This is a genomic window from Pseudomonas citrullilanati, assembly GCF_030580855.1.
In the GTDB taxonomy this organism is placed as follows: domain Bacteria; phylum Pseudomonadota; class Gammaproteobacteria; order Pseudomonadales; family Pseudomonadaceae; genus Aquipseudomonas; species Aquipseudomonas citrulli.
In genome coordinates this window covers 69,263-91,776 of the sequence record NZ_JAUQOP010000023.1, presented here as the reverse complement: position 1 = coordinate 91,776, position 22,514 = coordinate 69,263, and the positions used below count along the sequence as shown (strand labels likewise).

At 63.4% G+C, this 22,514-nt stretch carries 22 protein-coding genes; 12 read left to right on the top strand and 10 right to left on the bottom strand.

Translation table 11 applies throughout. The features are described 5' to 3' along the window. Nucleotides 1–546: 546 nt before the first annotated feature. Together Q6A48_RS16355 and aptA are read right to left on the bottom strand one after the other, a co-directional pair. Nucleotides 547–2,040, bottom strand: a complete 1,494-nt coding sequence (locus Q6A48_RS16355; RefSeq protein ID WP_304555158.1) for a CoA-acylating methylmalonate-semialdehyde dehydrogenase — start codon at nt 2,038–2,040, stop codon at nt 547–549. Nucleotides 2,041–2,114: 74 nt separating this feature from the next. Beyond that, on the bottom strand, nt 2,115–3,464 hold the full coding sequence (gene aptA / locus Q6A48_RS16350; RefSeq protein ID WP_304555157.1) for an omega-aminotransferase AptA: 1,350 nt from the start codon (nt 3,462–3,464) through the stop codon (nt 2,115–2,117). A gap of 122 nt (nt 3,465–3,586) precedes the next feature. Between aptA and Q6A48_RS16345 the strand changes: the two genes are divergently transcribed. The 3 genes from Q6A48_RS16345 to Q6A48_RS16335 all read left to right on the top strand — a co-directional run bounded on the left by Q6A48_RS16345 (nt 3,587) and on the right by Q6A48_RS16335 (nt 5,869). Continuing rightward, entirely contained in the window at nt 3,587–4,507 is a 921-nt protein-coding gene (locus tag Q6A48_RS16345; protein WP_304555156.1) for a LysR family transcriptional regulator, read from the top strand. 121 nt (nt 4,508–4,628) lie between these two features. Continuing rightward, nucleotides 4,629–5,279 (top strand): TetR/AcrR family transcriptional regulator, encoded by a 651-nt coding sequence (locus Q6A48_RS16340; RefSeq protein WP_304555155.1) that lies wholly within the window; start codon nt 4,629–4,631, stop codon nt 5,277–5,279. Nucleotides 5,280–5,287: 8 nt separating this feature from the next. Next, nucleotides 5,288–5,869, top strand: coding sequence for an IMPACT family protein (locus Q6A48_RS16335; RefSeq protein ID WP_304555154.1), 582 nt, complete (start codon nt 5,288–5,290; stop codon nt 5,867–5,869). A 278-nt stretch (nt 5,870–6,147) separates the two neighbouring features. Here the strand turns inward: Q6A48_RS16335 and Q6A48_RS16330 are convergent, their stop codons facing one another. After that, entirely contained in the window at nt 6,148–6,594 is a 447-nt protein-coding gene (locus Q6A48_RS16330; RefSeq protein ID WP_304555153.1) for a hypothetical protein, read from the bottom strand. Nucleotides 6,595–6,675: 81 nt separating this feature from the next. Between Q6A48_RS16330 and Q6A48_RS16325 the strand changes: the two genes are divergently transcribed. The 3 genes from Q6A48_RS16325 to Q6A48_RS16315 all read left to right on the top strand — a co-directional run bounded on the left by Q6A48_RS16325 (nt 6,676) and on the right by Q6A48_RS16315 (nt 9,285). After that, the gene (locus tag Q6A48_RS16325; protein ID WP_304555152.1) at nt 6,676–7,026 is read left to right on the top strand and encodes a MerR family transcriptional regulator; all 351 of its coding nucleotides are present in this window, start codon (nt 6,676–6,678) and stop codon (nt 7,024–7,026) included. A gap of 24 nt (nt 7,027–7,050) precedes the next feature. Then, a complete protein-coding gene (locus tag Q6A48_RS16320) occupies nt 7,051–7,737 on the top strand; it encodes an SDR family oxidoreductase (protein ID WP_304555151.1) in 687 nt (228 codons plus the stop codon). A 189-nt stretch (nt 7,738–7,926) separates the two neighbouring features. Next, on the top strand, nt 7,927–9,285 hold the full coding sequence (locus Q6A48_RS16315) for an 8-oxoguanine deaminase (protein ID WP_304555150.1): 1,359 nt from the start codon (nt 7,927–7,929) through the stop codon (nt 9,283–9,285). Nucleotides 9,286–9,408: 123 nt separating this feature from the next. Here Q6A48_RS16315 and Q6A48_RS16310 read toward each other — a convergent pair whose 3' ends face one another. Beyond that, on the bottom strand, nt 9,409–10,500 hold the full coding sequence (locus Q6A48_RS16310; protein WP_304555149.1) for a calcium:cation antiporter: 1,092 nt from the start codon (nt 10,498–10,500) through the stop codon (nt 9,409–9,411). 171 nt (nt 10,501–10,671) lie between these two features. Between Q6A48_RS16310 and Q6A48_RS16305 the strand changes: the two genes are divergently transcribed. Next, nucleotides 10,672–11,625: an adenosine deaminase gene (locus Q6A48_RS16305; RefSeq protein ID WP_304555148.1), complete on the top strand. Its 954-nt coding sequence runs from the start codon at nt 10,672–10,674 to the stop codon at nt 11,623–11,625. Nucleotides 11,626–11,742: 117 nt separating this feature from the next. Here Q6A48_RS16305 and Q6A48_RS16300 read toward each other — a convergent pair whose 3' ends face one another. From Q6A48_RS16300 to vimR, 3 genes are all read right to left on the bottom strand, one after another. Continuing rightward, complete coding sequence (locus Q6A48_RS16300) at nt 11,743–13,125, bottom strand: MFS transporter (RefSeq protein ID WP_304555147.1); 1,383 nt, start codon at nt 13,123–13,125, stop codon at nt 11,743–11,745. A 110-nt stretch (nt 13,126–13,235) separates the two neighbouring features. Next, nucleotides 13,236–13,970, bottom strand: coding sequence for an ArsR/SmtB family transcription factor (locus Q6A48_RS16295; RefSeq protein WP_304555146.1), 735 nt, complete (start codon nt 13,968–13,970; stop codon nt 13,236–13,238). A 193-nt stretch (nt 13,971–14,163) separates the two neighbouring features. Beyond that, nucleotides 14,164–15,093, bottom strand: coding sequence for a transcription regulator VimR (vimR, locus tag Q6A48_RS16290; RefSeq protein WP_304555144.1), 930 nt, complete (start codon nt 15,091–15,093; stop codon nt 14,164–14,166). Between the two features lie 112 nt (nt 15,094–15,205). On the opposite strand from vimR, the gene Q6A48_RS16285 reads away from it, so the two are divergent. Together Q6A48_RS16285 and Q6A48_RS16280 are read left to right on the top strand one after the other, a co-directional pair. Continuing rightward, complete coding sequence (locus Q6A48_RS16285; protein WP_304555143.1) at nt 15,206–16,219, top strand: zinc-binding alcohol dehydrogenase family protein; 1,014 nt, start codon at nt 15,206–15,208, stop codon at nt 16,217–16,219. Between the two features lie 167 nt (nt 16,220–16,386). Beyond that, a complete protein-coding gene (locus Q6A48_RS16280) occupies nt 16,387–16,557 on the top strand; it encodes a hypothetical protein (RefSeq protein WP_172679735.1) in 171 nt (56 codons plus the stop codon). On the opposite strand, the gene Q6A48_RS16275 is transcribed toward Q6A48_RS16280, so the two are convergent. Both Q6A48_RS16275 and Q6A48_RS16270 read right to left on the bottom strand, forming a co-directional pair. Then, complete coding sequence (locus Q6A48_RS16275; RefSeq protein ID WP_304555142.1) at nt 16,558–17,760, bottom strand: multidrug effflux MFS transporter; 1,203 nt, start codon at nt 17,758–17,760, stop codon at nt 16,558–16,560. Nucleotides 17,761–17,855: 95 nt separating this feature from the next. Further along, nucleotides 17,856–18,053 carry a heavy-metal-associated domain-containing protein gene (locus tag Q6A48_RS16270; protein ID WP_304555140.1) on the bottom strand — a complete coding sequence of 66 codons (198 nt, stop codon included), beginning with the start codon at nt 18,051–18,053 and terminating at the stop codon, nt 17,856–17,858. A 147-nt stretch (nt 18,054–18,200) separates the two neighbouring features. Between Q6A48_RS16270 and Q6A48_RS16265 the strand changes: the two genes are divergently transcribed. From Q6A48_RS16265 to cueR, 3 genes are all read left to right on the top strand, one after another. Beyond that, nucleotides 18,201–18,578, top strand: coding sequence for a hypothetical protein (locus tag Q6A48_RS16265; protein ID WP_304555139.1), 378 nt, complete (start codon nt 18,201–18,203; stop codon nt 18,576–18,578). A 104-nt stretch (nt 18,579–18,682) separates the two neighbouring features. Further along, nucleotides 18,683–20,878, top strand: coding sequence for a heavy metal translocating P-type ATPase (locus tag Q6A48_RS16260; RefSeq protein WP_304555138.1), 2,196 nt, complete (start codon nt 18,683–18,685; stop codon nt 20,876–20,878). Next, a complete protein-coding gene (gene cueR / locus Q6A48_RS16255; RefSeq protein WP_304555137.1) occupies nt 20,875–21,282 on the top strand; it encodes a Cu(I)-responsive transcriptional regulator in 408 nt (135 codons plus the stop codon). Before Q6A48_RS16260 ends, cueR begins: the two co-directional genes overlap by 4 nt. A 156-nt stretch (nt 21,283–21,438) precedes the next feature. On the opposite strand, the gene Q6A48_RS16250 is transcribed toward cueR, so the two are convergent. Then, complete coding sequence (locus Q6A48_RS16250) at nt 21,439–22,332, bottom strand: PA4780 family RIO1-like protein kinase (protein ID WP_304555136.1); 894 nt, start codon at nt 22,330–22,332, stop codon at nt 21,439–21,441. Nucleotides 22,333–22,514: the final 182 nt, after the last annotated feature.

Here is a 22,514-nt window from a genome sequence, read left to right as displayed (position 1 = left end):
TGGCTCAGCAATCGTTGGTTACATCTTTGATTTCTCGCGGAGTAACTTGTGATGCTGATAATCTGTTGACTAGCAGTCTGACTCCACAAGCACCCACACGAATTGCTTGATTCAGTTGTTAAAGAGCGGTGGTTGATTCTTTCGTCTCAACCGAGGCGCGCATTCTACAGCGCCTGGTGTTGCTGTCAAGCGGTTATTTTAGAAGTTTTTCAAAGTTTCCCTCGGGAAACATCAACAACTTCAACCACTTGCGCTTCCGATCTCTCGTTAGCGGGAGGCGAATTCTACAGCGTTGTTCGCTGCTGTCAACACCTCTTTTTCAGCGCTTCCGGACTTCGATGAACTGAAGTCCTGCGCCGCCGAAAATCATCTAACTCATTGAAACTCAAGGAGTTTTCCGTTTCGACTGCGCCGGAAGTGGGGCGAATTATAGACGTCTGGAAACTGCCGTCAACACCTATTTTTCACAATTCTGTCATATCGGTCAGAAAGCCCCGTAAATAAAGAGGCCGGCGCCTAAAGGCGCCGGCCTCTTCCACTACTCCCTTACAGGCTCGGGAACGCGAACTGCGAAGCCTCATGGCTGGCGCGTTGCGGCCAGCGCTGGGTAATCGCCTTGCGGCGGGTATAGAAACGCACGCCGTCCGGACCGTAGGCGTGCAGATCGCCGAACAGCGAACGCTTCCAACCGCCAAAGCTGTGATACGCGACCGGCACCGGCAGTGGGACGTTGACGCCCACCATGCCAACTTCGATCTCGTCGCAGAACAACCGCGCCGCTTCGCCATCCCGGGTGAAGATACAGGTGCCGTTGCCATACTCGTGATCGTTGATCAGTTGCATCGCCTCTTCCAGGCTGTTGACCCGGACGATACACAGCACCGGTCCGAAGATCTCTTCCTTATAGATGCGCATCTCGGGTGTCACGCGGTCAAACAGACAGCCGCCCAGGAAGAAACCTTCCTCATGCCCGGCCACGCTCAAGCCGCGGCCGTCAACGATCAGCGAAGCCCCCGCCGAGACACCGTCTTCTATATAGCCGCTGACCTTGTCACGGTGCTGGCCGGTCACGAGCGGCCCCATGTCCAAGCCGCAGGACGTGCCCGCGCCGATCTTCAGTGCCTTGATCTGGGGCACCAGCTTGGCCACCAGTGCATCCGCCACCTGGTCACCGACGCACACCGCGACCGAAATCGCCATGCACCGTTCGCCGCACGAACCGTAGGCCGCGCCCATCAGCGCACTGACTGCATTGTCCAGGTCGGCATCCGGCATCAGTACCGCATGGTTCTTCGCGCCGCCCAGCGCCTGGACGCGTTTGCCCCGACGAGTGCCTTCGGCATAGATGTATTCGGCAATCGGCGTCGAACCGACAAAGCTCAGGGCCTTCACTTCCGGCGCTTCGATCAGCGCATCCACCGCCGTCTTATCGCCATGCACCACGCTCAACACACCCTTGGGCAGACCCGCTTCCAACAGCAACTGGGCAATCAACAGGGTCGAACTCGGGTCGCGCTCGGACGGCTTGAGGATGAAGCAGTTACCGCAAACGATCGCCAACGGGTACATCCACAGCGGCACCATCGCCGGGAAGTTGAACGGCGTGATGCCCGCGACGACACCCAAGGGTTGGAAGTCTGACCACGCATCGATATTCGGTCCTACGTTACGGCTGTACTCGCCTTTCAGAATTTCCGGCGCTGCACAGGCGAACTCGACGTTTTCAATGCCACGCTTGAGTTCACCCGCCGCATCTTCCAGTGTCTTGCCGTGTTCTTCGCTGATCAATTGGGCGATGCGCGATTCGTTCTGCTCCAGCAATTGCTTGAAACGAAACATCACTTGCGCACGCTTGGCCGCCGGAGTGCTGCGCCAGGCCGGGAAAGCCGCCTTGGCGGCGTCGATGGCCTGTTGGATGGTCGCGCGATCAGCCAATGGCACTTTATGAATCGCCTGGCCAGTGGACGGGTTGAACACGTCGGCCGTGCGAGCGCTGTCGCTCAGCAGTTCGCCATTGATCAAATGCGGGATGAGGCTCATGGGGGCTCCAGGATGTTATCCACGGGCGCCCATCATCGGACGCCCGTTGTTGAAAGCTATTAAGGAAGGTTGGGTCAGTCGAGCTTGTTCAGCACTTCACCCACCGCATCGAACAACCGGTCCAGGTCCTGCGGCTTGCTGTTGAAGGTTGGCCCGAACTGCAAGGTGTCGCCGCCAAACCGCACATAGAAACCGGCCTTCCACAACGCCATGCCGGCCTCGAAGGGACGCACGATTGCGTCGCCGTCGCGCGCGGCGATCTGGATCGCCCCGGCCAGGCCGTAGTTGCGAATGTCGATGACGTTCTTCGCGCCCTTCACGCCATGCAATGCGTTCTCGAAATGCGGGGCGATCTCGGCCACGCTCTGTACCAGGTTCTCCTTCTGCAACAGATCCAGCGCCGCCAGACCGGCCGCGCAAGCCACCGGGTGCGCCGAGTAGGTGTAGCCATGGGGGAATTCCACGGCGTACTCGGGCGTCGGCTGGTTCATGAAGGTCTGGTAGATCTCGGAGCTGGCAATCACCGCGCCCATGGGGATCGCGCCGTTGGTGACTTGCTTGGCGATGCACATCAGGTCCGGGGTCACGCCAAAGCTGTCGGCACCGAACATCGAACCGGTGCGGCCGAAGCCGGTGATCACTTCGTCAAACACCAGCAGGATGCCGTGCTGGTCGCAGATTTCCCGCAGGCGCTTGAGGTAGCCCTCAGGCGGCACCAGCACGCCGGCCGAGCCCGCCATCGGCTCGACGAACACCGCCGCGATGTTGGAAGCGTCGTGCAATTCGATCAGCTTCAGCAACTCATCGGCGAGGGCGACGCCTCCCTCCTTGGGCATGCCACGAGAATAGGCATTGCTGGCCAGCAGCGTGTGCGGCAGATGATCGACGTCCATCATCGCCTGGCCGAACAGCTTGCGGTTGCCGCTGACACCGCCAAGGCTGGTGCCGGCGATGTTAACGCCGTGATAGCCACGGGCACGGCCGATCATCTTGGTCTTGGTCGCCTGCCCCTTGAGGCGCCAGTAGGCCCGGACCATCTTCACCGCGGTGTCGGCGCACTCGGAACCCGAATCGGTGAAGAACACGTGATTGAGGTTGCCGGGGGTCAGGCTGGTGATTTTTTCCGCCAACTGAAACGACAACGGATGGCCGTACTGGAACCCTGGGGAATAGTCGAGGGTGCCCAATTGCTTGGCGACCGCCTCCTGGATCTCCTTGCGGGTGTGCCCGGCACCGCAGGTCCACAGGCCCGACAATGAGTCATAGACCTTGCGGCCCTTGTCATCGACCAACCAACTGCCTTCGGCGGCCACGATCAGGCGCGGATCGCGCTGGAAATTGCGGTTGGCCGTGTAGGGCATCCAGTGAGCATCGAGCTTGAGCTGACTGGCCAGGGAGCTGGCAGCGTGTTCGGGCATGTTCATCGACAAAACCTCTCAGGACAAAGGCGACAGGGATCGGAAGGCGTTCTTGCAGCTAAGTTGCCACGGCGATAAAGTCGGTGAAATCCAACTTTTCTAACCTTCAGTCAGCAGACTACTAAACTATGAGCGCGCGCCGTCCCGATCCCCTGGCCCAGGTCAGCGACTTCGACATCCGCTTGTTGCGCATTTTCCGCAGCGTGGTGGAATGCGGTGGATTTTCCGCCGCCGAAACGGTGCTCGGCATTGGCCGCTCGGCCATCAGCCAGCAGATGAGCGACCTGGAGCAGCGCCTCGGCCTGCGTTTGTGCCAGCGCGGACGCGCCGGGTTTTCGCTGACGGAAGAAGGCCGCGAGGTGTATCAGTCGGCGTTGCAGCTATTGAGTGCGCTGGAAAGTTTCCGCACCGAGGTCAACGGCCTGCACCAACATCTACGGGGCGAGCTGATCATTGGCCTGACCGACAACCTGGTCACCCTGCCCCACATGCGCATCACCCACGCCTTGGCGCAACTGAAGGAACGTGGGCCCGACGTGCAGATCCAGATTCGCATGATCGCCCCGAATGAAGTCGAGCAAGGCGTGCTCGACGGTCGCCTGCATGTTGGCGTGGTGCCCCAGGCCAGTGTCCTGTCGGGGTTGGAATATCAACCGCTCTACAGTGAACGGTCGTTGCTGTATTGCGCCGTAGGACATCCGTTGTTCTATGTGGACGACAAGGCACTCGACGATGCCCGACTCAACAGCCAGGACGCCATCGCCCCCACCTTCCGCCTGCCGGCTGAAATCCAGGCCCACTATCAGGCGCTCAACTGCACGGCCAGCGCGTCGGATCGCGAGGGCATGGCGTTCCTGATCCTGACCGGACGCTACATCGGCTACCTGCCGGATCACTACGCCAACCTGTGGGTCCAGCAAGGCCGATTGCGGGCCCTGAAACCTGCGACGCGTTTCTATGACTTGAGCCTGGCCTCGGTCACGCGCAAGGGACGGCGGCCTCACCTGGTGCTGGAGAGTTTTCTCGAAAGCCTGGCGGCAACTCGTTGATCGGGGCGCCCGTGCGCCGAGATATCCCCAAGCCGCTTTAATGACGGCGACACTTGTCGGATCGCCGCCGGTGCGCTATCAACGCATTTGCTTGCCCCACAGACCCAGTTCGGAAACGTCCATGACCTTTGAAGTCCCCGCCCACGGTGGCAAGCCCACCAGTCGCATTCGTCAAAAGAACGAAGAGACCATTCTCAAGGCCGCCGAAGATGAATTCGCCCGCCACGGGTTCAAGGGCACCAGCATGAATGCCATTGCCCTGAAGGCCGGGCTGCCCAAGGCGAACCTGCACTATTACTTCACCAACAAGCTGGGCCTGTACATAGCGGTGCTGAGCAACATCATCGAACTGTGGGACAGCACCTTCAACGCCCTGAGCGCCGAAGACGACCCGGCCGAGGCGCTGACTCGCTACATTCGCGCCAAGATGGAATTCTCCCGTCGCCAGCCCCAGGCCTCGCGGCTGTTTGCCATGGAGGTGATCAGCGGTGGCGAATGCCTGACCGAATATTTCAACCAGGATTATCGCGCCTGGTTCAGCGGTCGCGCCGCTGTATTCCAGGCCTGGATCGACGCCGGCAAGATGGACCCGGTCGATCCGGTCCACCTCATTTTCCTGCTGTGGGGCAGCACCCAGCACTACGCCGATTTCGCCACCCAGATCTGTCGCGTGACCGGACGCAGCAAACTGACCAAGCAGGACATGATCGACGCCGGTGACAACCTGATCCGGATCATTCTCAAGGGCTGCGGCCTGACACCTGCCATTTAAGATTGCCCATGCCTTTTACCCTTGCCGGTTTTTGCGAATACCGCGAAGAAATTCGCAAGAGCCGCTTCATTACCTTCGCCGCCCCCATCACCAGCCCCGCCGATGCCCAGGCCTTTATCGACCAGCACAGCGACCTGGACGCGACGCACAATTGCTGGGCCTGGAAACTCGGCGATCAATACCGCAGCAACGACGACGGCGAGCCGGGCGGCACGGCCGGACGTCCGATCCTGGCCGCTATCGAGGCACAAGCCTGCGATCAGGTGGTGGTGCTGGTGATCCGCTGGTACGGCGGGATCCAGCTGGGCACGGGCGGATTGGCGCGCGCGTACGGTGGCGGCGCTAACAAATGCCTGCAAAACGCCGACAAGATCGAATTGATCAGCCGTGTGGCGCTGCACTGCTCCTGCGGCTTCGCCGAATTGCCCCTGGTGAAGCTGCGGGTCGCCGAGTGCGGCGGGTTGGTGAATGAAGAACGCTTCACCGCCAATGGCGTGGCGTTGCAGCTGGCCGTTGGCGAAGCGCACATCGCGCTGTTGCAAAGGCAACTGGCCGACTTGAGCCGTGGTCGGATCCTGCTGGAACGCTGAGTGCGATGACCCTACGCCGCAGGAAATTGCCCACATCCACTGTGCACCCGGCTGTGGATAACCTGAGCACATCCCTCTGCAACCCTTCTGTCACGCGGGTTTGAGAGGGTTGCTCAATTTTTGTCCAATGCCTCACCCAATCGGCAAATCCACTCAAAAAACAGACGGTTGCGGCGGTTTATCACCTTTGGGAGAAAGCCGCGCAGCGCTTATGCCTGCGCGCTACGCTTGCGCACAATTACTGTGGAGCAAGCTGTGGATAACCCGTTTATGGGTCTTCAGGTGCCAATAACGGCATGGCCCGCGGGAGCTTGTTCATTTTTTAACCAAGCGCCACGAACAGGCAAGACTTGCAACACGCCCCAGGCCAACTCAAAGAACAGGAAGACCCCGGCAATGGCGCTGGCACCCTGGATCAGCGCATAAAGCATCCAGCTGGCGAACAGAAACCGTCCCGCCGCGTCATAGCGCCCATACACTGCCTGTGGATCACGAATCCGTAACACTGCCCATACACAGACGATCGAGCCAAACAGGTTGGCTATCAGCACATGCACGGGCGCAAACGGCGGCAGTTCACCCGGCAGATCCAGTGCCTGGGCGATGCTCGCCAGCAGCCCATGCATGGCGGCAAACGTCCAGGGCGTGGCGAAGGCGGCCGTCATCAGCAGGTCGTACCAGGCGCTGCCGCGCACCAAACGGCGATATTGTGTTGGGGTCCACATGAACAATGCTCCAGATAATCAAGGAGCAAACAGCCTAAAGCCTGGGGTATGCTCCAGGGTCAAGCCCTTCCGGAGATCCTCATGCGCATCGGCGAACTCGCCCAGGCCTGCGCCGTCAGTCGCGACACGTTGCGCTTCTATGAGCAACGCGGCCTGATCGCGGCGGGACGCAGCACCAACGGTTATCGCGATTACCCCGTCGACACGGTACAACTGGTGCTCTATATCAAGACGGCCCAGCGCCTGGGCTTTACCCTGGGCGAGATCGGTGAAAGCGTCGCTGCCCTGTGGCATGCACCGGACCCGGACTGCGCCGTCACCCAACTGCTGCAGGACAAGCTGAACCTGATCGAAACCCGCATCACCGAACTCGACGCACTGCGTCACGAGCTGAAACAACGGCTCGGGCAACGTTGTCCATTAAATCCGTGACCTTTTTCTTTCAAGGATGCCCTCATGAATTCGGCAAAAAACGCATTGATCATCGGCGCTTCCCGGGGCCTGGGCCTCGGCTTGGTGAATGTGCTGCTGGACGATGGCTGGAACGTGACCGCCACCGTGCGCAATCCGCAGAACGCAGAGGCGTTGAAGGCGTTGGGCCCGGTGCGGATCGAGAAACTCGACATGGACGACCAGCAGGCGGTCATCGCCCTGAGCCAGCAGCTCAAGGGTGAAACCTTCGACCTGCTGTTCGTCAATGCCGGCGTCAAGGGCCCGGACAACCAGAGCCCCGGCGGCGCGACGCTGGCCGAAGTCGGCCAGTTGTTCTTCACCAATGCCGTGGCACCGATCAACCTGGCGCAGCGCTTCGTCGGCCAAATCCGCGACGGCAGCGGCGTGTTGGCGTTCATGAGTTCGGTACTGGGCAGCGTGACCATGCCCGACGCCCCGGAACTGGCGCTGTACAAGGCCAGCAAGGCCGCCCTCAACTCCATGACCAACAGCTTTGTCAGCCAACTGGGCGACCAGGCGTTGACCGTGCTGTCCCTGCACCCGGGCTGGGTGAAGACCGACATGGGCGGTGAAGGGGCGGACATCGATGTCCAGACTAGCACTCGCGGGCTGATCGACCAGGTCAACGCCTTCGCCGGCAAGGGTGGGCATCATTTCGTCAACTACAAGGGCCAGACGATTCCCTGGTAAGTCCACTGCCCCTCTTGTGGGAGCGAGCCCGCTCGCTCCCACCCTGGATCAGGCTTGGGGCACTGGAAATCTCCCCGGCTACCTGAGTAAACTCCGCACCTCGCCCGGTCCAACGGGCGACCCTGGATCAGCAGACAGGGCATCACTGAGCTGGCTAACCTGAACCCACTTTCAGAGGAGCCGGCCACCATGCCTGCGACCCGTACCTGGTTAAAGAATCCCCTCGCCATTTTCACCGCCAACGACCTCGACGCCCGTGGCGGTCTCGTCCTGCAGGACGGCGTGATCGTCGAACTGCTGGGCCCCGGCCAGCAACCCGCCCACCCCTGTGACGCGGTCTTCGATGCTCGCGAGCACGTGATCCTGCCCGGCTTGATCAACACCCATCACCATTTCTACCAGACCCTGACCCGAGCCTGGGCGCCGGTGGTGAACCAGCCGTTGTTCCCCTGGCTGAAGACCCTCTACCCGGTGTGGGCGCGGCTGACGCCGGAAAAACTCGCCCTGGCGAGCAAAGTGGCGCTGGCCGAATTGTTGCTCTCGGGCTGCACCACCGCCGCCGACCACCATTACCTGTTCCCCGACGGCCTGGAAAACGCCATCGACGTGCAAGTCGAGAGTGTCCGCGAACTGGGCATGCGCGCCATGCTGACGCGCGGTTCCATGAGCCTGGGGGAAGCCGACGGTGGCCTGCCGCCGCAACAGACCGTGCAGCAGGGCCAGGTCATTCTCGACGACAGCCAGCGCCTGATTGGCCGCTACCACGAACGCGGTGACGGCGCGCAGATCCAGATTGCCCTGGCGCCCTGCTCACCGTTCTCGGTCACGCCCGACATCATGCGCGCCAGCGCCGACCTGGCGGAAAAGCTCGATGTGCGCCTGCACACGCACCTGGCCGAAACCCTGGATGAGGAAGCGTTCTGCCTGCAACGCTTCGGCCTGCGCACCGTGGACTACCTGGACAGCGTCGGCTGGCTCGGCCCGCGCACCTGGCTGGCCCATGGCATTCATTTCAACCCGGATGAAATCGCCCGTCTCGGCGCCGCCGGCACGGGCATCTGCCATTGCCCAAGCTCCAACATGCGCCTGGCCTCGGGCATCTGCCCGACCCTGGAGCTGACCGCCGCCGGCGCTCCGCTAGGGCTGGGCGTAGACGGCTCGGCCTCCAACGATGCCTCGAACATGCTGCTCGAAACCCGCCAGGCGCTGTACATCCAGCGCCTGCGCTACGGGGCCCCGGCGATCACCCCGGACCGCGTCCTCGGCTGGGCCACCCGCGGCTCGGCGCAACTGCTCGGACGCAGCGACATCGGCGAACTGGCCGTCGGCAAACAGGCTGACCTGGCGTTGTTCAAGCTCGATGAACTGCGGTTCTCCGGCAGCCACGATCCGATTTCCGCCCTGCTGCTGTGCGGTGCGGACCGGGCCGATCGGGTGATGATCAGTGGGCAATGGCGGGTGATCGACGGCCAGGTGGAGGGATTGGACCTGAAGGGATTGATCGCCGATCACAGCCAGGCGGCGCGGGAGCTGATTGCCGGGAGTTGACTAACCTCAATCCAGTGTGGGAGCGGGCTTGCTCGCGAAAGCGGCGACATATTCATTAGAGAAGTCGCCTGACGCACCGCCTTCGCGGGCAAGCCCGCTCCCACAGTTTGATCGGCGCAAGGCTCAGAGCCCTAGCAACGACAACATGACAAACGTCGCGAACAGCACAAAGTGGGTCATGCCTTCGATGGCATTGGTTTCACCGTCGTTGAGGTTGATCGCGCTGACGATCAAGGTGATGAAGATCATCACCGTCTGCACCGGGGTCATGGCCATCTGGAATGGCTGGCCGGTGTAGAGGGCCATGGCTTCCATCACCGGTACCGTGAGAATCACCGTGGACAGCGACGCTCCCAGCGCGATGTTCACCACCGACTGCATGCGATTGGCGAGGGCGGCGCGCAGCGCGGTGAGGATTTCCGGCGCGGCGGAGATGGCAGCCACCAGGATCGCCGTGACCACCGGCGGCGCGCCCGAGCCTTCCAGCCCCAGGTCGATGGCCTTGGACATGACTTCGGCCAGCGCGCCGATCACCACCACGCCGAACACCAGCGCCGCGATGGAGAACGCCAGGCTGACGGGTTTCGGTTCCTCTTCCACCGGTTCTTTGCGACGGCGTTTTTCCGGGTAGCTGTAGCTGAAAAAGTAGCTGTGGGGCCCGACCTGCATGCGCAGGAACAACGTGTACAACACCAGCATCGCGCCGATGGTGAAGGCCGAATAGGTTTTCCAGCTCTCCCGGGGAATGAACTCCGGCACCACCATCGACACGCCCATGGCGGTGAGGATCATCACACTGTAGGTGCGCGCCGAATCGTCGTTGTAGACCTGTTCGCCATGCTTGATCCCGCCCATCAACGCCGCGAGCCCGAGGATGCCGTTGATGTCGAGCATCACCGCCGAATAGATGGTGTCGCGCACCAGCGTCGGCGACGCCTGGTTGCTCATCATGATCGCCAGGATCACCACTTCCACCAGCACCGCCGATAACGTCAGGATCATGGTGCCGTAGGGGTCGCCGACCTTTTCCGCCAGCAGCTCGGCGTGATGGGCCACGCGCATGGACGCCGCGACGATGAAGCCGATCAATGCCAATGCGCCGATCAACGCCACCATTTGCCCGCTGCCCAACAGCCAGTGCTCCAGCGGATAAGCCACGAACGCGGCGACCAGCGCCAGCAGCAGGAGTTTTTCTTGCTTGATCAACGTGAGCATCGCTGGCCTATTACCGTGCACGGGGTCATGAGCTACAGACTGTGGGGGGCCGCGAACGTTTCCTCTCGTGACGGGCAATGCTTGCACAGTGGATCAGCCGGTCAGGTTTTAGCCGACATTGCGCCCGGCCCCTGTAGAATGCCGCCATCGATTCGCTGATGAGAAAAAACCATGTACGACTGGCTCAACGCCTTGCCCAAGGCCGAACTGCACTTGCATCTGGAAGGCTCGCTGGAGCCCGAGTTGCTGTTCGCCCTGGCCGAACGCAACAAGATCGCCCTGCCCTGGAGCGACGTGGACACCTTGCGCAAGGCCTATGCCTTCAACAATCTGCAGGAATTCCTCGACCTGTACTACCAGGGCGCCGATGTGCTGCGCACGTCCCAGGACTTCTACGACCTGACCTGGGCCTACCTGTTGCGTTGCAAGGCGCAGAACGTGATCCACACCGAACCGTTCTTCGACCCGCAGACCCACACCGACCGTGGCATTGCGTTCGAAGTGGTGCTCAACGGCATCGCCGCCGCGCTCAAGGACGGCGAGCAGCAACTGGGGATCACCAGCGGCCTGATCCTGAGCTTCCTGCGCCACCTCAGCGAAGAGCAGGCCGAAAAAACCCTCGACCAGGCACTGCCGTTCCGCGACGCGTTCGTCGCCGTCGGCCTGGACAGTTCGGAAATGGGTCATCCGCCGAGCAAATTCCAGCGGGTCTTCGACCGGGCTCGCCACGAAGGTTTCCTGACCGTCGCCCATGCCGGTGAAGAAGGTCCGCCCGAATACATCTGGGAGGCCCTGGACTTGCTGAAGATCCAGCGCATCGACCATGGCGTCCGGGCGATCGAGGATGAGCGGCTGATGCAACGGATCATCGACGAGCAGATCCCGCTGACGGTGTGCCCGTTGTCCAACACCAAGCTGTGCGTGTTCGACGACATGTCGCAGCACAACATCCTCGACATGCTCGAGCGTGGCGTGAAGGTGACAGTGAACTCCGACGACCCGGCGTACTTCGGTGGCTATGTCACGGAGAACTTCCATGCGCTGCACACCCACTTGGGCATGACCCAGGACCAGGCCACCCGCCTGGCGCAGAACAGCCTGGATGCGCGGCTGGTGAAACCCTAGGGCCCATGATACCCCCTGGTGGGAGCGGGCTTGCTCGCGAAGACGGCGGCACATTCAGCATCAATGTTGACTGACGCAACGCCTTCGCGAGCAAGCCCGCTCCCACAGGGATCGCGTTTAACCGGTCCCCGTGCCTTCGCTCAACTCCTCCAGCGTCTTGCCCCGGGTTTCCATTCCGAACAGCCAGACCACCCCGGCCGCCACGGCAAAACACAAGGCGCCCAGGGCGAAGACGCCACCCTGGCCGGTAATGGGGAATACCAGGCCGGTCACCAAGGGCCCCAGCAACGAACCGATGCGGCCGACCGCCGAGGCGAAGCCCGAGCCCGTGGCCCGCGCCGAAGTGGGGTACAGCTCCGGGGTGTAGGTGTAGAGCACCGCCCACATGCCGAAGAGGAAGAACTGCATCAACAGCCCGGTCCCGATCAGCAGGCCGACATTGCCGCCGAACACCGCACTCTGCCCATAGAGAAACGCCATCGCCCCACCGCCCAGCAGCGTGATGACGCACACCGGCTTGCGTCCCCACCGCTCCACCAGCCAGGCCGCCGCCAGGAAGCCGGGAATCCCGCCCAGGGAAATCAGCACCGTGTAATACACCGACTGGGTCACCGCGAACCCCGACTGTTGCAACAACGCGCTGAGCCAGGACGTCAGGCCATAGAAACCCAGCAAGGCAAAGAACCAGACGCTCCAGATCATCATCGTGCGCTGGCGATACAGCGGCGACCAGATCTGCGCCAGGGCCGAGAAGAAGCCGCCCGGTGCGCTCACCTGCCTGGGCAACCGGATCGGCTCCGGCAGGTCGGCGCGCCCCAGCGAAGCCCGGACCTTGTCTTCGATCCGGCCCAGCACCGCGTCCGCTTCGTCACCTCGACCGGCCTGTTCCAGCCAGCGCGGTGATTCGGGAATGAAGAAGCGGATCGCCAGGACGAACACCGCCGGTATCGCCAGCACCAGGAAAATGTCGCGCCAGCCGATCACCGGCAGCAGGAAGTACGACAGCACGCCCGCCGCCACGAAGCCCAGCGGCCAGAAACCGTCCATCAACGCGATATAGCGCCCGCGACGCCGGGCCGGGATCAGTTCCGAAAGCATCGACTGGGCAATTGGAAACTCCATGCCCATGCCAATGCCCAGCAGCACCCGAAACAGCGTCAAGGCTTCGAGATCCTGGGCCGTGGAGCACAGGTAGCTGGCGACGCCCCACAACACGATGCTCCACTGGAACACCGGCTTGCGCCCGAACCGATCGGCCAGCATCCCCGACAGCGACGCCCCCACGACCATGCCGAAGAAACTCGAACTGGCGAGCAGTCCGGCCTGGGCCGTGCTCAGGCCGAATTCGGTTTTGATCGACCCCAGCAGGAAAGTCATCATCGCCAGGTCCATGGAGTCGAAGAAAAACGCCAGGGCAATGATGATGAAGATCACCCGGTGATAACCGCTGATGGGTAACCGCTCCAGGCGCTCCGCCGCGCTGTAACCTTGAATGTCCATGCTGCCTCCCCGATCCGATGATTCCGCGGATTCGAGTGTGCGCGAACCTTGTGCGGGACCTTTGCTGGATGCGACCTGGCGGCAGCCCTGAGCGACTTGCCAGCGGCGTTCTAGAGCGCCATCTCCAGGCTTTCCTGCCTGGCGAACCGGTGGATCTCCTGTTGGCCGAGTGCGGTCACGTGCAGCGCGCGGGAATCGTTGGGGAGGCTCAGCCAGCCGGACTGCATGAACAGTTGCAGCAATGCCGCCCCCAGCGCGCCCCCCAGGTGCGGGCGTCGTTCGCTCCAGTCCGGGCAGGCGCAGGCGATGTGGGCATTGCGGTGGGCCAGGGCCTGGATGAACAGGCCGCGACCGGCCAGTTGATTGGCGCCCTTGAGGGTGACGGTCACCCGCTGGTCGCACTGCTCGACCCAGCCGGCGTCCACCAGGCGCTGGTACAGGTCGGCGGCCAGGGTGCCGCCCAGGTGATCGTCACACAGCCGGGCGCGCATCAGCGAGACGGGGGCCGACGGCGCCTGGGTCAGCTTGACGCCACGCTTGAAGACCTCCGGGACTTGCCGCGGCGTACTGACCAGCGTCGCGCTGGCCAGGGCCTCGACGGCCGCACCGATCTCCGGCGCCGCCAGGCGAAAGAAACGTCTGCGACCGCGCATTTCGTCTTTCACCAGGCCACCGGCGCACAGGCGCCCCAGGTGAGCGCTGGCCGAGGACGGCGACAGCCCGGCGAGCAAGGCCAACTCTTCGGCCTGCCGGGCCGTGCCGTCCATCAAGGCCCACATCATTGCGCTGCGCTTGGGATCGGCCAGCAGCGTGGCGATCTGGCTGATGCAAGGTGCATGTTCCATGTATTCACTCCCTGTTGAATCATTCGTCTACTGCTCTGGCGCCTATCGACCCGCCATGGGGCCGCCGAAAAGCGGCGCGGTAGGGCGCCGGCTCGGGCGGTCGCTAGTATAAGCGTGGCGGTCGAGCTTTCCTGCCCTCCGGAAACCTTTGGAGGCGATTGAACATGCGGGAAAATTCTCTATTTGCCCGCGACTATTGGCCCGCCCCTGCCGAGTGCGGGAATTGCGCGGTCAACTGCCCGCAGCGGGCCTGGAGCATGTCGCGTAAAAGCTTGATGGGTTTGCTCAATTGCGCCCGGTGCGCGCACAGCAGATGGAGGGGGGCCCGTTCGCATTGCAGGTGCGGCAGAAGGATTTTCAGACGCCCGGCCAGCACATCGGTGGAAACATCCAGCCACGATTTATAGGCAATCCCGGCACCCGCCACGGCCCAGCGCCGTACCACATCGGCATCATCGCTGAAGCGGTCGCCACTGACCGTGAGGCTCACGTCCCGCTTGCCGTCATGAAAGCACCACTGGTCGTGAACCCGGGTACCGAGCATGTACAGCAGGCAATTGTGCTGGGCCAGTTGCTCCAGATGCTGGGGTTCACCGTGGCGAGCCAGGTAGCCTGGCGAGGCACAGAGCACCCGGCGATTGTCCGGGGCGACAGGCAGGGCCACCAGGCTCGAATCTTCCGGCTCGCCGTAGCGCAGCGCAATGTCCACCGGTTGCTTGAACAGGTCGGCGATGCGATCGCCCAACAGCAGCCGCACCGTCAGCCCCGGGTGCTCGCGCTGGAACGCATCCAGCCAGGGCAGCAGCAGGTTGCGTCCCAGGTCCGACGGCGCGGACAACTGCAGTACCCCGCTGACCTGGTCCTGGCCGCTGGTCAGCAACCGCTTGCCTTCATCGAGGCTGCTCAACGCGGCGCGGGCGTATTCGAGAAAGCCTTCACCCTCGGCGGTCAGGCGCAGGCTGCGGGTGGAACGGGCCAACAGCCGGGCACCCAGGTGCTGCTCGATGCGCTTCAACGCGGCGCTGGCCACCGCCGCCGAAAGGTCCATGACCCGGGCCGCCGCGGAAAGACTGCCCAGATCCGCCGCCCGGACAAACAGCTGCAAGTCATCGAAGCGAAGCATGATGGCTCCATTATCAATAATGGGTTGAAAGAGCCTGTTCTTTTAGCCGGTTTTATCTGGCTGATAAATAGCTAACCATGGCGGCATCGTTATTCACCTCACGGAGCTGCTCATGAAAGCCATTGCCTACTACCATTCGTTGCCCATCACCGATCCCAAATCCCTGCAAGACATCGAGTTGCCAGCCCCCGTGGCCGGGCCCCGGGACTTGCTGGTGGAAGTGAAGGCCATTTCGGTCAACCCGGTGGACACCAAGGTTCGCCAGAACGTCCAGCCCGAAGACGGTGCGGCCAAGGTGTTGGGCTGGGATGTGGCGGGCGTGGTCAAGGCCGTGGGCAGCGAGGTCACGCTGTTCAAGGTAGGCGACAAGGTCTTCTATGCCGGTTCCATTGCCCGGGCAGGCGGCAACAGCGAATTGCACGCGGTGGATGAGCGTATCGTCGGCCACATGCCCAAGACCCTCGGTTTCGCCGACGCGGCGGCACTGCCACTGACGGCCATTACCGCCTGGGAATTGCTGTTCGAGCGGCTGCAAATCCAGGAAGGCCAGGAAGACCTGGGCCAGAGCCTGTTGATCGTCGGCGCGGCGGGTGGCGTGGGCTCGATCCTGACCCAACTGGCCCGCCAGCTCACCGGGCTGAACGTCATCGGCACCGCTTCCCGGCCGCAGACGCAGGCGTGGGTGCGGGACCTGGGTGCCCATCGGGTGATCGACCACAGCCAGCCGCTGAGCGAAGAATTGAAGAAGGCCGGCCACGGGCAAGTGACCCATGTCGCCAGCCTGACCCAGACCGACCATCACCTGGACCAGTTGGTCGAAGCCCTGGCGCCCCAAGGCAAGCTGGCGCTGATCGATGATCCCAAGGCGCTGGACGTGACCAAGCTCAAGCGCAAGAGCCTGTCGCTGCATTGGGAGTTCATGTACACCCGCTCGCTGTTCGAGACGCCCGACATGATCGAGCAGCACAAACTGCTCAATCGCATCGCCGAGCTGATCGATGCCGGTACGCTGAAGACCACCGTCGGCGAGCACTTCGGCACCATCAACGCCGAGAACCTGCGCCGCGCCCACGGGTTGCTGGAGAGCGGCAAGTCCAAGGGCAAGATCGTGCTCGAAGGGTTCTGACCAAGCCTGGCGCATGGCGAGGGACTGTCTCCCTCGCCATGCCTTCGGCGCAAGGATCAGTTCAGGGTGCCGTCAGTCCGAGACTTGACCGTTGTCACATTTGCGATCGCATTCCGGTCTACACTCGAGGCCTTTGCAACGCAATCTTTTACGTGAGGAGGTCAGCAATGAAGATCCTGATAAAAGAAGTGGCAAAATCCCAATGGCAAGTGCGGCTCGACCAGCACGTCGTGACCTTCCGCACCGAGGCCGAAGCCCAGGCCTTCGCCAATACCCTGCAAGCGCGAATTCACGCGCCGCATCATTTCCCCGAACAACAGCAACGCGCGGCCGGCTGATCAGGCCTCGCCAGCGGCCTGGGCCAGCGCCCGGGCATTCTGCAGGCGCCGGGTCAGCATCGCCGCACTGACCACCAGCAGCCCGCACAAGCTCATCACCAACGCCATGGGTACGGCGCTGCCGTCATGCAGCGCCGCTACCAGCGCGGCGGACCCGGCCGCCACGGAAAATTGCAGGCAGCCTAGCAGCGCCGAAGCGCTGCCGGCCCGGGCGCCCTGCCCGGTCATGGCGCAGGCGGAAGCATTGGGCAGGATGCAACCCAGGCTGGCGATGCAGATGAACAGCGGGATCAGCAGCGGCCACAACCGCTCGGGCTGCAAGGCACTCACGGCCAGCAGGGTCAACCCGGCGGCCAGGTAGACCCATACCGCACGGGCCAGCAGGAACGCCGGGCCACGCTTGGACAGCAACCGGGCGTTGACCTGGGCCACCAGGATGAACCCGGCCGCATTGGTGCCGAACACCCAGCCGAAGTGTTCGGCCGGCACCCCGTACAGCTTGATGAAGACGAATGGCGAGCCGGCGATATAGGCAAACATGCCGGCGATGGCGATCCCTCCCGTCAAGGCATGGCCGAGGTAGATCCGGTCGGTCAACAGCCGCGCGTACTGGCGCAGCGCCCCGGACAGCGGTTGCCGGGGCACATGGGCCGGCAGGCTTTCCGGCAGCCACAAGGCCACGGCCGTCGCCGCCAGCGCGCTGAACAGGGTCAAGGCGATGAAGATCGATTGCCAGCCATGCAGGTTCACCAGCAACCCGCCGAGCATCGGCGCGAGGATCGGCGCCAGGCCCATCACCAGCATCAGTTGCGAGAACACCTTGGCCGCGCCCACCGCGTCGCATTTGTCGCTCACCACCGCGCGCGAAATCACCATCCCGGCGCAACCGCCCAAGGCCTGGACGAAGCGGGCGGCGATCAGCCATTCGAGGTTCGGCGCGTAGGCACACGCCAGGGAAGCCAGGGTGAACAGGCCAACGCCGGCCAGCAGTGGGATGCGTCGCCCGAAACGATCCGCCACCGGCCCATAACCCAGTTGCCCGATGGACAGGCCGAGGAAATAGGCGGCCAGGGTCAGCTGGATGTGTTTTTCGTCGGTGCCGAAGGCCGTGGCCATGGCCGGGAAGGCGGGCAGGTAAAAATCGATCGCCAAGGGACCGAATGCGCTCAAGGCGCCAAGAATCAGAATGATGCGGAGGTTCATCGGGCGTCCAGGTCAGGCGTCAGTCGGCAGCCCGACAGTTTAGCCCTGCCGGGCGCGCTTGAACATTCCGATAGGTCGCTAACGATTAAAAAATTTCAGGCGGGGCTGACTTCGTAGCCCTCCTCCTTGATGGCCTCGACCACTGCATCGGTCGGCAGCGAACTCTGGACCTGTACCGTCTTCGCCCCCAGGTCGACCTGGACCTCGGCGGCCGGATCACGGGCCTGTACAGCCTGGGTGATGGCATTGACGCAGTGGCCGCAGGACATGCCCTGGACATTGAATACTTGCATGGGATGACTCCTTGGATTGAGGTTGCCAGCAGTTTCAAGCTTGCCCTCATGGCAAGGTCAAGTTCCAGGGAAAACTGCCGGGCTGGCAATCGGCAACGGGCTCAGCCAAGCTGCACACATCAAGGATTCCACACCGGAGGTTCAGCCATGCGCTGGTCAGCGTTCAGCCTGTTTTGCATGCTCGGTTTTTCAGCGGTGGTGCCCCAGGCATCGGCCGAGGATTACGGCGTGCTGATCATTTCCCGCGAGCGCCTGGAAGTGGCGACGTCCTGCGAAATCGGCATCTATATCCAGGACCAGCTCTCGGCCCGGCTGTTCCAGGAAGAGAGCACTTCCTTCAACCTGCCGGCCGGCCGATTCTCCTTGCGCCTGAAACTGCTGCCAGGCCAGGCACCGGGGTGCAACCCCGGCATGCTTGCCCCGGGCTCCCAGGAGATCGTCCTCAAGGCCGGCGAAATCCTGAAGTTCCGCATCGCCATGAACGACTCAGGCATGTTCCTCAAGCAGGCTGCCCTGGGTTATTGACCCCGCTCACTTCCCCAGGGCATCGGCAAGTGTTCGGGTGGCGCTTGACCTTGCCCGCATGGCAAGGTTGATCCTGTAGTCCTTCACTACAGGGAGCCAGACCGATGTCCGTATCCAGCACCTTCGACCTGCCGATCAGCGGCATGACCTGCGCCAGCTGCGCCGGGCGGGTCGAGCGGGCCCTGAGCAAGGTGGCGGGCGTGGACAGCGTCAGCGTCAACCTCGCCAACGAGCGCGCCCACCTCGAATTGAGCGGCCAGGTGGATCCGCAAACCCTCGTCGATGCCGTCAAGCGCGCCGGCTATGACGCCGAGATCAGCCCCGTCGAGCCCTCCGCCGAAGCGCGAAGCCAACACCTGAACCATGAACGCCTGGCGTTGGTGCTGGCGATCCTGCTGGCCGTGCCACTGGTATTGCCGATGCTGCTGCAGCCGTTTGGCGTGCACTGGATGTTGCCGGCCTGGGTGCAGTTCGCCCTGGCGACGCCGGTGCAGTTCATCTTCGGTGCACGCTTTTATGTCGCCGCCTTCAAGGCCGTGCGCGCCAGGGCCGGCAACATGGACTTGCTGGTCGCCCTGGGCACCAGCGCCGGCTACGGCTTGAGCCTCTACGAATGGGCCAGCGCCCGCCCCGGCAGCCTGCCACACCTGTATTTCGAAGCCTCGGCGGTGGTGATCGCCCTGGTTTTGCTGGGCAAGTACCTGGAAAGTCGCGCCAAGCGACAGACCGCCAGCGCCATCCGCGCACTCCAAGCCCTGCGACCGGAGCGGGCGATCCAGGTGGTCGACGGCCAGGAGCGCGACGTCGCCATCAGCGCCTTGCGCTTGAACGACCTGGTGCTGGTCAAGCCCGGCGAGCGTTTCCCGGTGGACGGTGAAGTGCTGCAAGGCCAGAGCCACGCCGACGAAGCCCTGATCAGCGGCGAAAGCCTGCCGGTGCCCAAGCAGCCCGGCGACAAGGTCACCGGCGGCGCCATCAATGGCGAAGGCCGGCTGTTGGTGCGCACCCAGGCACTGGGCGCCGAGACGGTCCTGGCGCGGATCATCCGCCTGGTGGAGGACGCCCAGGCCGCCAAGGCGCCGATCCAGAAACTGGTGGATAAAGTCAGCCAGGTCTTCGTGCCGGTGGTGCTGCTGCTGGCGCTGGCCACGCTGGTGGGCTGGTGGCTGTACGGCGCGCCGCTGGAAGTAGCCGTGATCAACGCCGTGGCGGTGCTGGTGATCGCCTGTCCCTGCGCCTTGGGCCTGGCGACGCCGACGGCGATCATGGCCGGCACTGGCGTGGCCGCGCGCCACGGGATCCTGATCAAGGATGCCGAAGCGCTGGAGCGGGCCCATGCCGTTGCCACCGTGGTGTTCGACAAGACCGGCACCCTGACCTCCGGCACTCCGCGCATCGTGCACTTCAGTGCCGTGGAAGGGAGCGAGGACACCCTGCTGCAATGGGCCGGCGCGCTGCAACGCGGCAGCGAGCATCCCCTGGCCAAAGCGGTGCTCGACACTTGCGGCGAGCGCGGCTTGAGCGTGCCGGACATCCGCGATAGCCAAGCCCTGACCGGCCGCGGCATCGCCGGCAACCTCGACGAACGCCGCCTGGCGCTGGGCAACCGGCGCCTACTGGAAGACCTGGGCCTGGGCCCCGGCGCGCTGGAGGCGTCGGCACAGGCGTGGGAGAGCGAAGGCCGCACGCTGTCCTGGTTGATCGAACAAGCCCCGGCGCCCCGGGTACTGGGCCTGTTCGCATTCGGGGACACACTCAAGCCTGGTGCCCTGGCGGCCGTGCAAGCCCTGGCCGAGCGTCATATCGCCAGCCACTTGCTGACCGGTGACAACCAGGGCAGCGCCCGGGTGGTGGCGCAGGCGCTGGGCATCGCCAACGTGCACGCAGAGGTGCTGCCGGCGGACAAATCCGCCCTCGTCGAACAATTGAAGGCGCGTTCGGTGGTGGCCATGGTCGGCGACGGCATCAACGATGCCCCGGCCCTGGCCGCCGCGGATATCGGCATCGCCATGGGCGGCGGCACCGATGTGGCCATGCACGCGTCCGGCATCACCCTCATGCGCGGCGATCCGCGGCTGGTACCCGCCGCGCTGGACATCAGCCGCAAGACCTACGCCAAGATCCGCCAGAACCTGTTCTGGGCGTTCGTCTACAACCTGATCGGCATTCCGCTGGCGGCATTCGGCCTGCTCAACCCGGTGCTGGCCGGCGCGGCCATGGCCCTGTCCAGCGTCAGCGTGGTGAGCAATGCGTTACTGTTGAAGTTCTGGACACCCCAGCCGCTGGAGGACAAGCGATGAACATCGGCCAAGCAGCCCGCCAGAGCGGCCTGAGTGCGAAGATGATCCGGTACTACGAATCCATCGGCCTGCTCAAGGCGGCCCACCGCACCGACAGCGGCTACCGGATCTACGGCGCCGACGACCTGCACACCCTGGCGTTCATCAAGCGTTCGCGGGACCTGGGGTTTTCATTGGAAGAGGTCGGCAAGCTGTTGGCCCTCTGGCAGGACCGCCAACGGGCCAGCGCCGATGTGAAAGCCCTGGCCCGGCAGCACATCGACGAATTGAACCAGAAAATCCGCGAGCTGGCCGAACTGCGCGACACCCTCCAGGACCTGGTGGATCACTGCCACGGCGACCATCGACCGGACTGTCCGATCCTCAAGGAACTGGCCTCGGGGTGTTGCAGCCCGGCCGCCTGAGGTGGCCGGAGCCCCCAGAACCGCTGAGGGAGCGAGCCTGCTCGCGAAGGCGCCGCCCCTGCGAACATACCTGTCGCCAGGTCCATCGCTTTCGCGAGCAGGCTCGCTCCCACAGCGTTGCTCCACAGAAGTTGAGTGGACTTAGGGACCGGGCTTTCATTGCATCCAGGGCGGAGGCGGTTCTTCGGCCTTGCCGGGCGGGGCGTCGTCGGCGGCGCGGACGGCCTGGCGACGTTCTTCATCCAGGCGAGCGGCTTCGATCTCGCGCATGATCCCGCCGACATCCGCCAGCTCTTGCGGCTCGTCGAACTCGCCGGTCAGCACGCTACCCGGGTGCAGGGTACCGGACTCATACAACGCCCACATTTCCTTCGCGTACCGGGTGCGCTTGAGCTCCGGGGCGAACCGGCCGAAGTACGAGGCCATGTTGCCGACGTCCCGCTCCAGCATGCTGAAGGCGTGGTTGTTGCCCGCGGCATCCACCGCCTGCGGCAGGTCGATGATCACGGGGCCCGTGGGGGTGAGCAGGACGTTGAACTCGGACAGGTCACCGTGCACCAGCCCGGTACACAGCATCAGCACGATCTGGGAAATCAGGAACGCGTGGTATTCGCGGGCCTGGTCCGGCTCCAGCACCACGTCGTTCAGGCGCGGCGCGGCATCGCCGTACTCGTCGGCCACCAGCTCCATCAACAGCACACCTTCGAGGAAGTCGTACGGCTTGGGCACGCGCACGCCAGCGTTCGCCAGCCGGAACAGCGCCGCCACTTCGGCGTTCTGCCAGGCGTCCTCGGCCTCCTTGCGCCCGAACTTCGAGCCCTTGGCCATGGCCCGGGCCTGTCGGCTGTTACGCACCTTGCGGCCTTCCTGGTATTCGGCCGCCTGACGAAAACTTCGCTTGTTCGCCTCCTTGTAGACTTTGGCGCAACGTAACTCGTTGCCGCAGCGCACCACATAAACAGCTGCTTCTTTACCACTCATGAGTGGGCGCAGCACTTCGTCGACCAGACCGTCCTCGATCAGGGGTTCAATGCGTTTTGGAGTCTTCATCAGCTTTTATTGTGGGTCCTTCATTACCGAACACGCGAATGACAGTCGTTATACGGCAATCCTCGCTCCACGGGGAGGGGTTGCCGACCTATGAGCTGCGATGCACACACTGTGCCGGATCGAACCGGCACGCCGAATCAGAGCCGGGCAAGGCGCGGCACCGGCAACGGAGCGCCAGGGCA

Bases quoted from the DNA above. Each gene is read 5' to 3' on its own strand.
- Q6A48_RS16355 (WP_304555158.1), bottom strand. From the start codon at position 2,040: ATGAGCCTCATCCCGCATTTGATCAATGGCGAACTGCTGAGCGACAGC.
- aptA (WP_304555157.1), bottom strand. From the start codon at position 3,464: ATGAACATGCCCGAACACGCTGCCAGCTCCCTGGCCAGTCAGCTCAAG.
- Q6A48_RS16345 (WP_304555156.1), top strand. From the start codon at position 3,587: ATGAGCGCGCGCCGTCCCGATCCCCTGGCCCAGGTCAGCGACTTCGAC.
- Q6A48_RS16340 (WP_304555155.1), top strand. From the start codon at position 4,629: ATGACCTTTGAAGTCCCCGCCCACGGTGGCAAGCCCACCAGTCGCATT.
- Q6A48_RS16335 (WP_304555154.1), top strand. From the start codon at position 5,288: ATGCCTTTTACCCTTGCCGGTTTTTGCGAATACCGCGAAGAAATTCGC.
- Q6A48_RS16330 (WP_304555153.1), bottom strand. From the start codon at position 6,594: ATGTGGACCCCAACACAATATCGCCGTTTGGTGCGCGGCAGCGCCTGG.
- Q6A48_RS16325 (WP_304555152.1), top strand. From the start codon at position 6,676: ATGCGCATCGGCGAACTCGCCCAGGCCTGCGCCGTCAGTCGCGACACG.
- Q6A48_RS16320 (WP_304555151.1), top strand. From the start codon at position 7,051: ATGAATTCGGCAAAAAACGCATTGATCATCGGCGCTTCCCGGGGCCTG.
- Q6A48_RS16315 (WP_304555150.1), top strand. From the start codon at position 7,927: ATGCCTGCGACCCGTACCTGGTTAAAGAATCCCCTCGCCATTTTCACC.
- Q6A48_RS16310 (WP_304555149.1), bottom strand. From the start codon at position 10,500: ATGCTCACGTTGATCAAGCAAGAAAAACTCCTGCTGCTGGCGCTGGTC.
- Q6A48_RS16305 (WP_304555148.1), top strand. From the start codon at position 10,672: ATGTACGACTGGCTCAACGCCTTGCCCAAGGCCGAACTGCACTTGCAT.
- Q6A48_RS16300 (WP_304555147.1), bottom strand. From the start codon at position 13,125: ATGGACATTCAAGGTTACAGCGCGGCGGAGCGCCTGGAGCGGTTACCC.
- Q6A48_RS16295 (WP_304555146.1), bottom strand. From the start codon at position 13,970: ATGGAACATGCACCTTGCATCAGCCAGATCGCCACGCTGCTGGCCGAT.
- vimR (WP_304555144.1), bottom strand. From the start codon at position 15,093: ATGCTTCGCTTCGATGACTTGCAGCTGTTTGTCCGGGCGGCGGATCTG.
- Q6A48_RS16285 (WP_304555143.1), top strand. From the start codon at position 15,206: ATGAAAGCCATTGCCTACTACCATTCGTTGCCCATCACCGATCCCAAA.
- Q6A48_RS16280 (WP_172679735.1), top strand. From the start codon at position 16,387: ATGAAGATCCTGATAAAAGAAGTGGCAAAATCCCAATGGCAAGTGCGG.
- Q6A48_RS16275 (WP_304555142.1), bottom strand. From the start codon at position 17,760: ATGAACCTCCGCATCATTCTGATTCTTGGCGCCTTGAGCGCATTCGGT.
- Q6A48_RS16270 (WP_304555140.1), bottom strand. From the start codon at position 18,053: ATGCAAGTATTCAATGTCCAGGGCATGTCCTGCGGCCACTGCGTCAAT.
- Q6A48_RS16265 (WP_304555139.1), top strand. From the start codon at position 18,201: ATGCGCTGGTCAGCGTTCAGCCTGTTTTGCATGCTCGGTTTTTCAGCG.
- Q6A48_RS16260 (WP_304555138.1), top strand. From the start codon at position 18,683: ATGTCCGTATCCAGCACCTTCGACCTGCCGATCAGCGGCATGACCTGC.
- cueR (WP_304555137.1), top strand. From the start codon at position 20,875: ATGAACATCGGCCAAGCAGCCCGCCAGAGCGGCCTGAGTGCGAAGATG.
- Q6A48_RS16250 (WP_304555136.1), bottom strand. From the start codon at position 22,332: ATGAAGACTCCAAAACGCATTGAACCCCTGATCGAGGACGGTCTGGTC.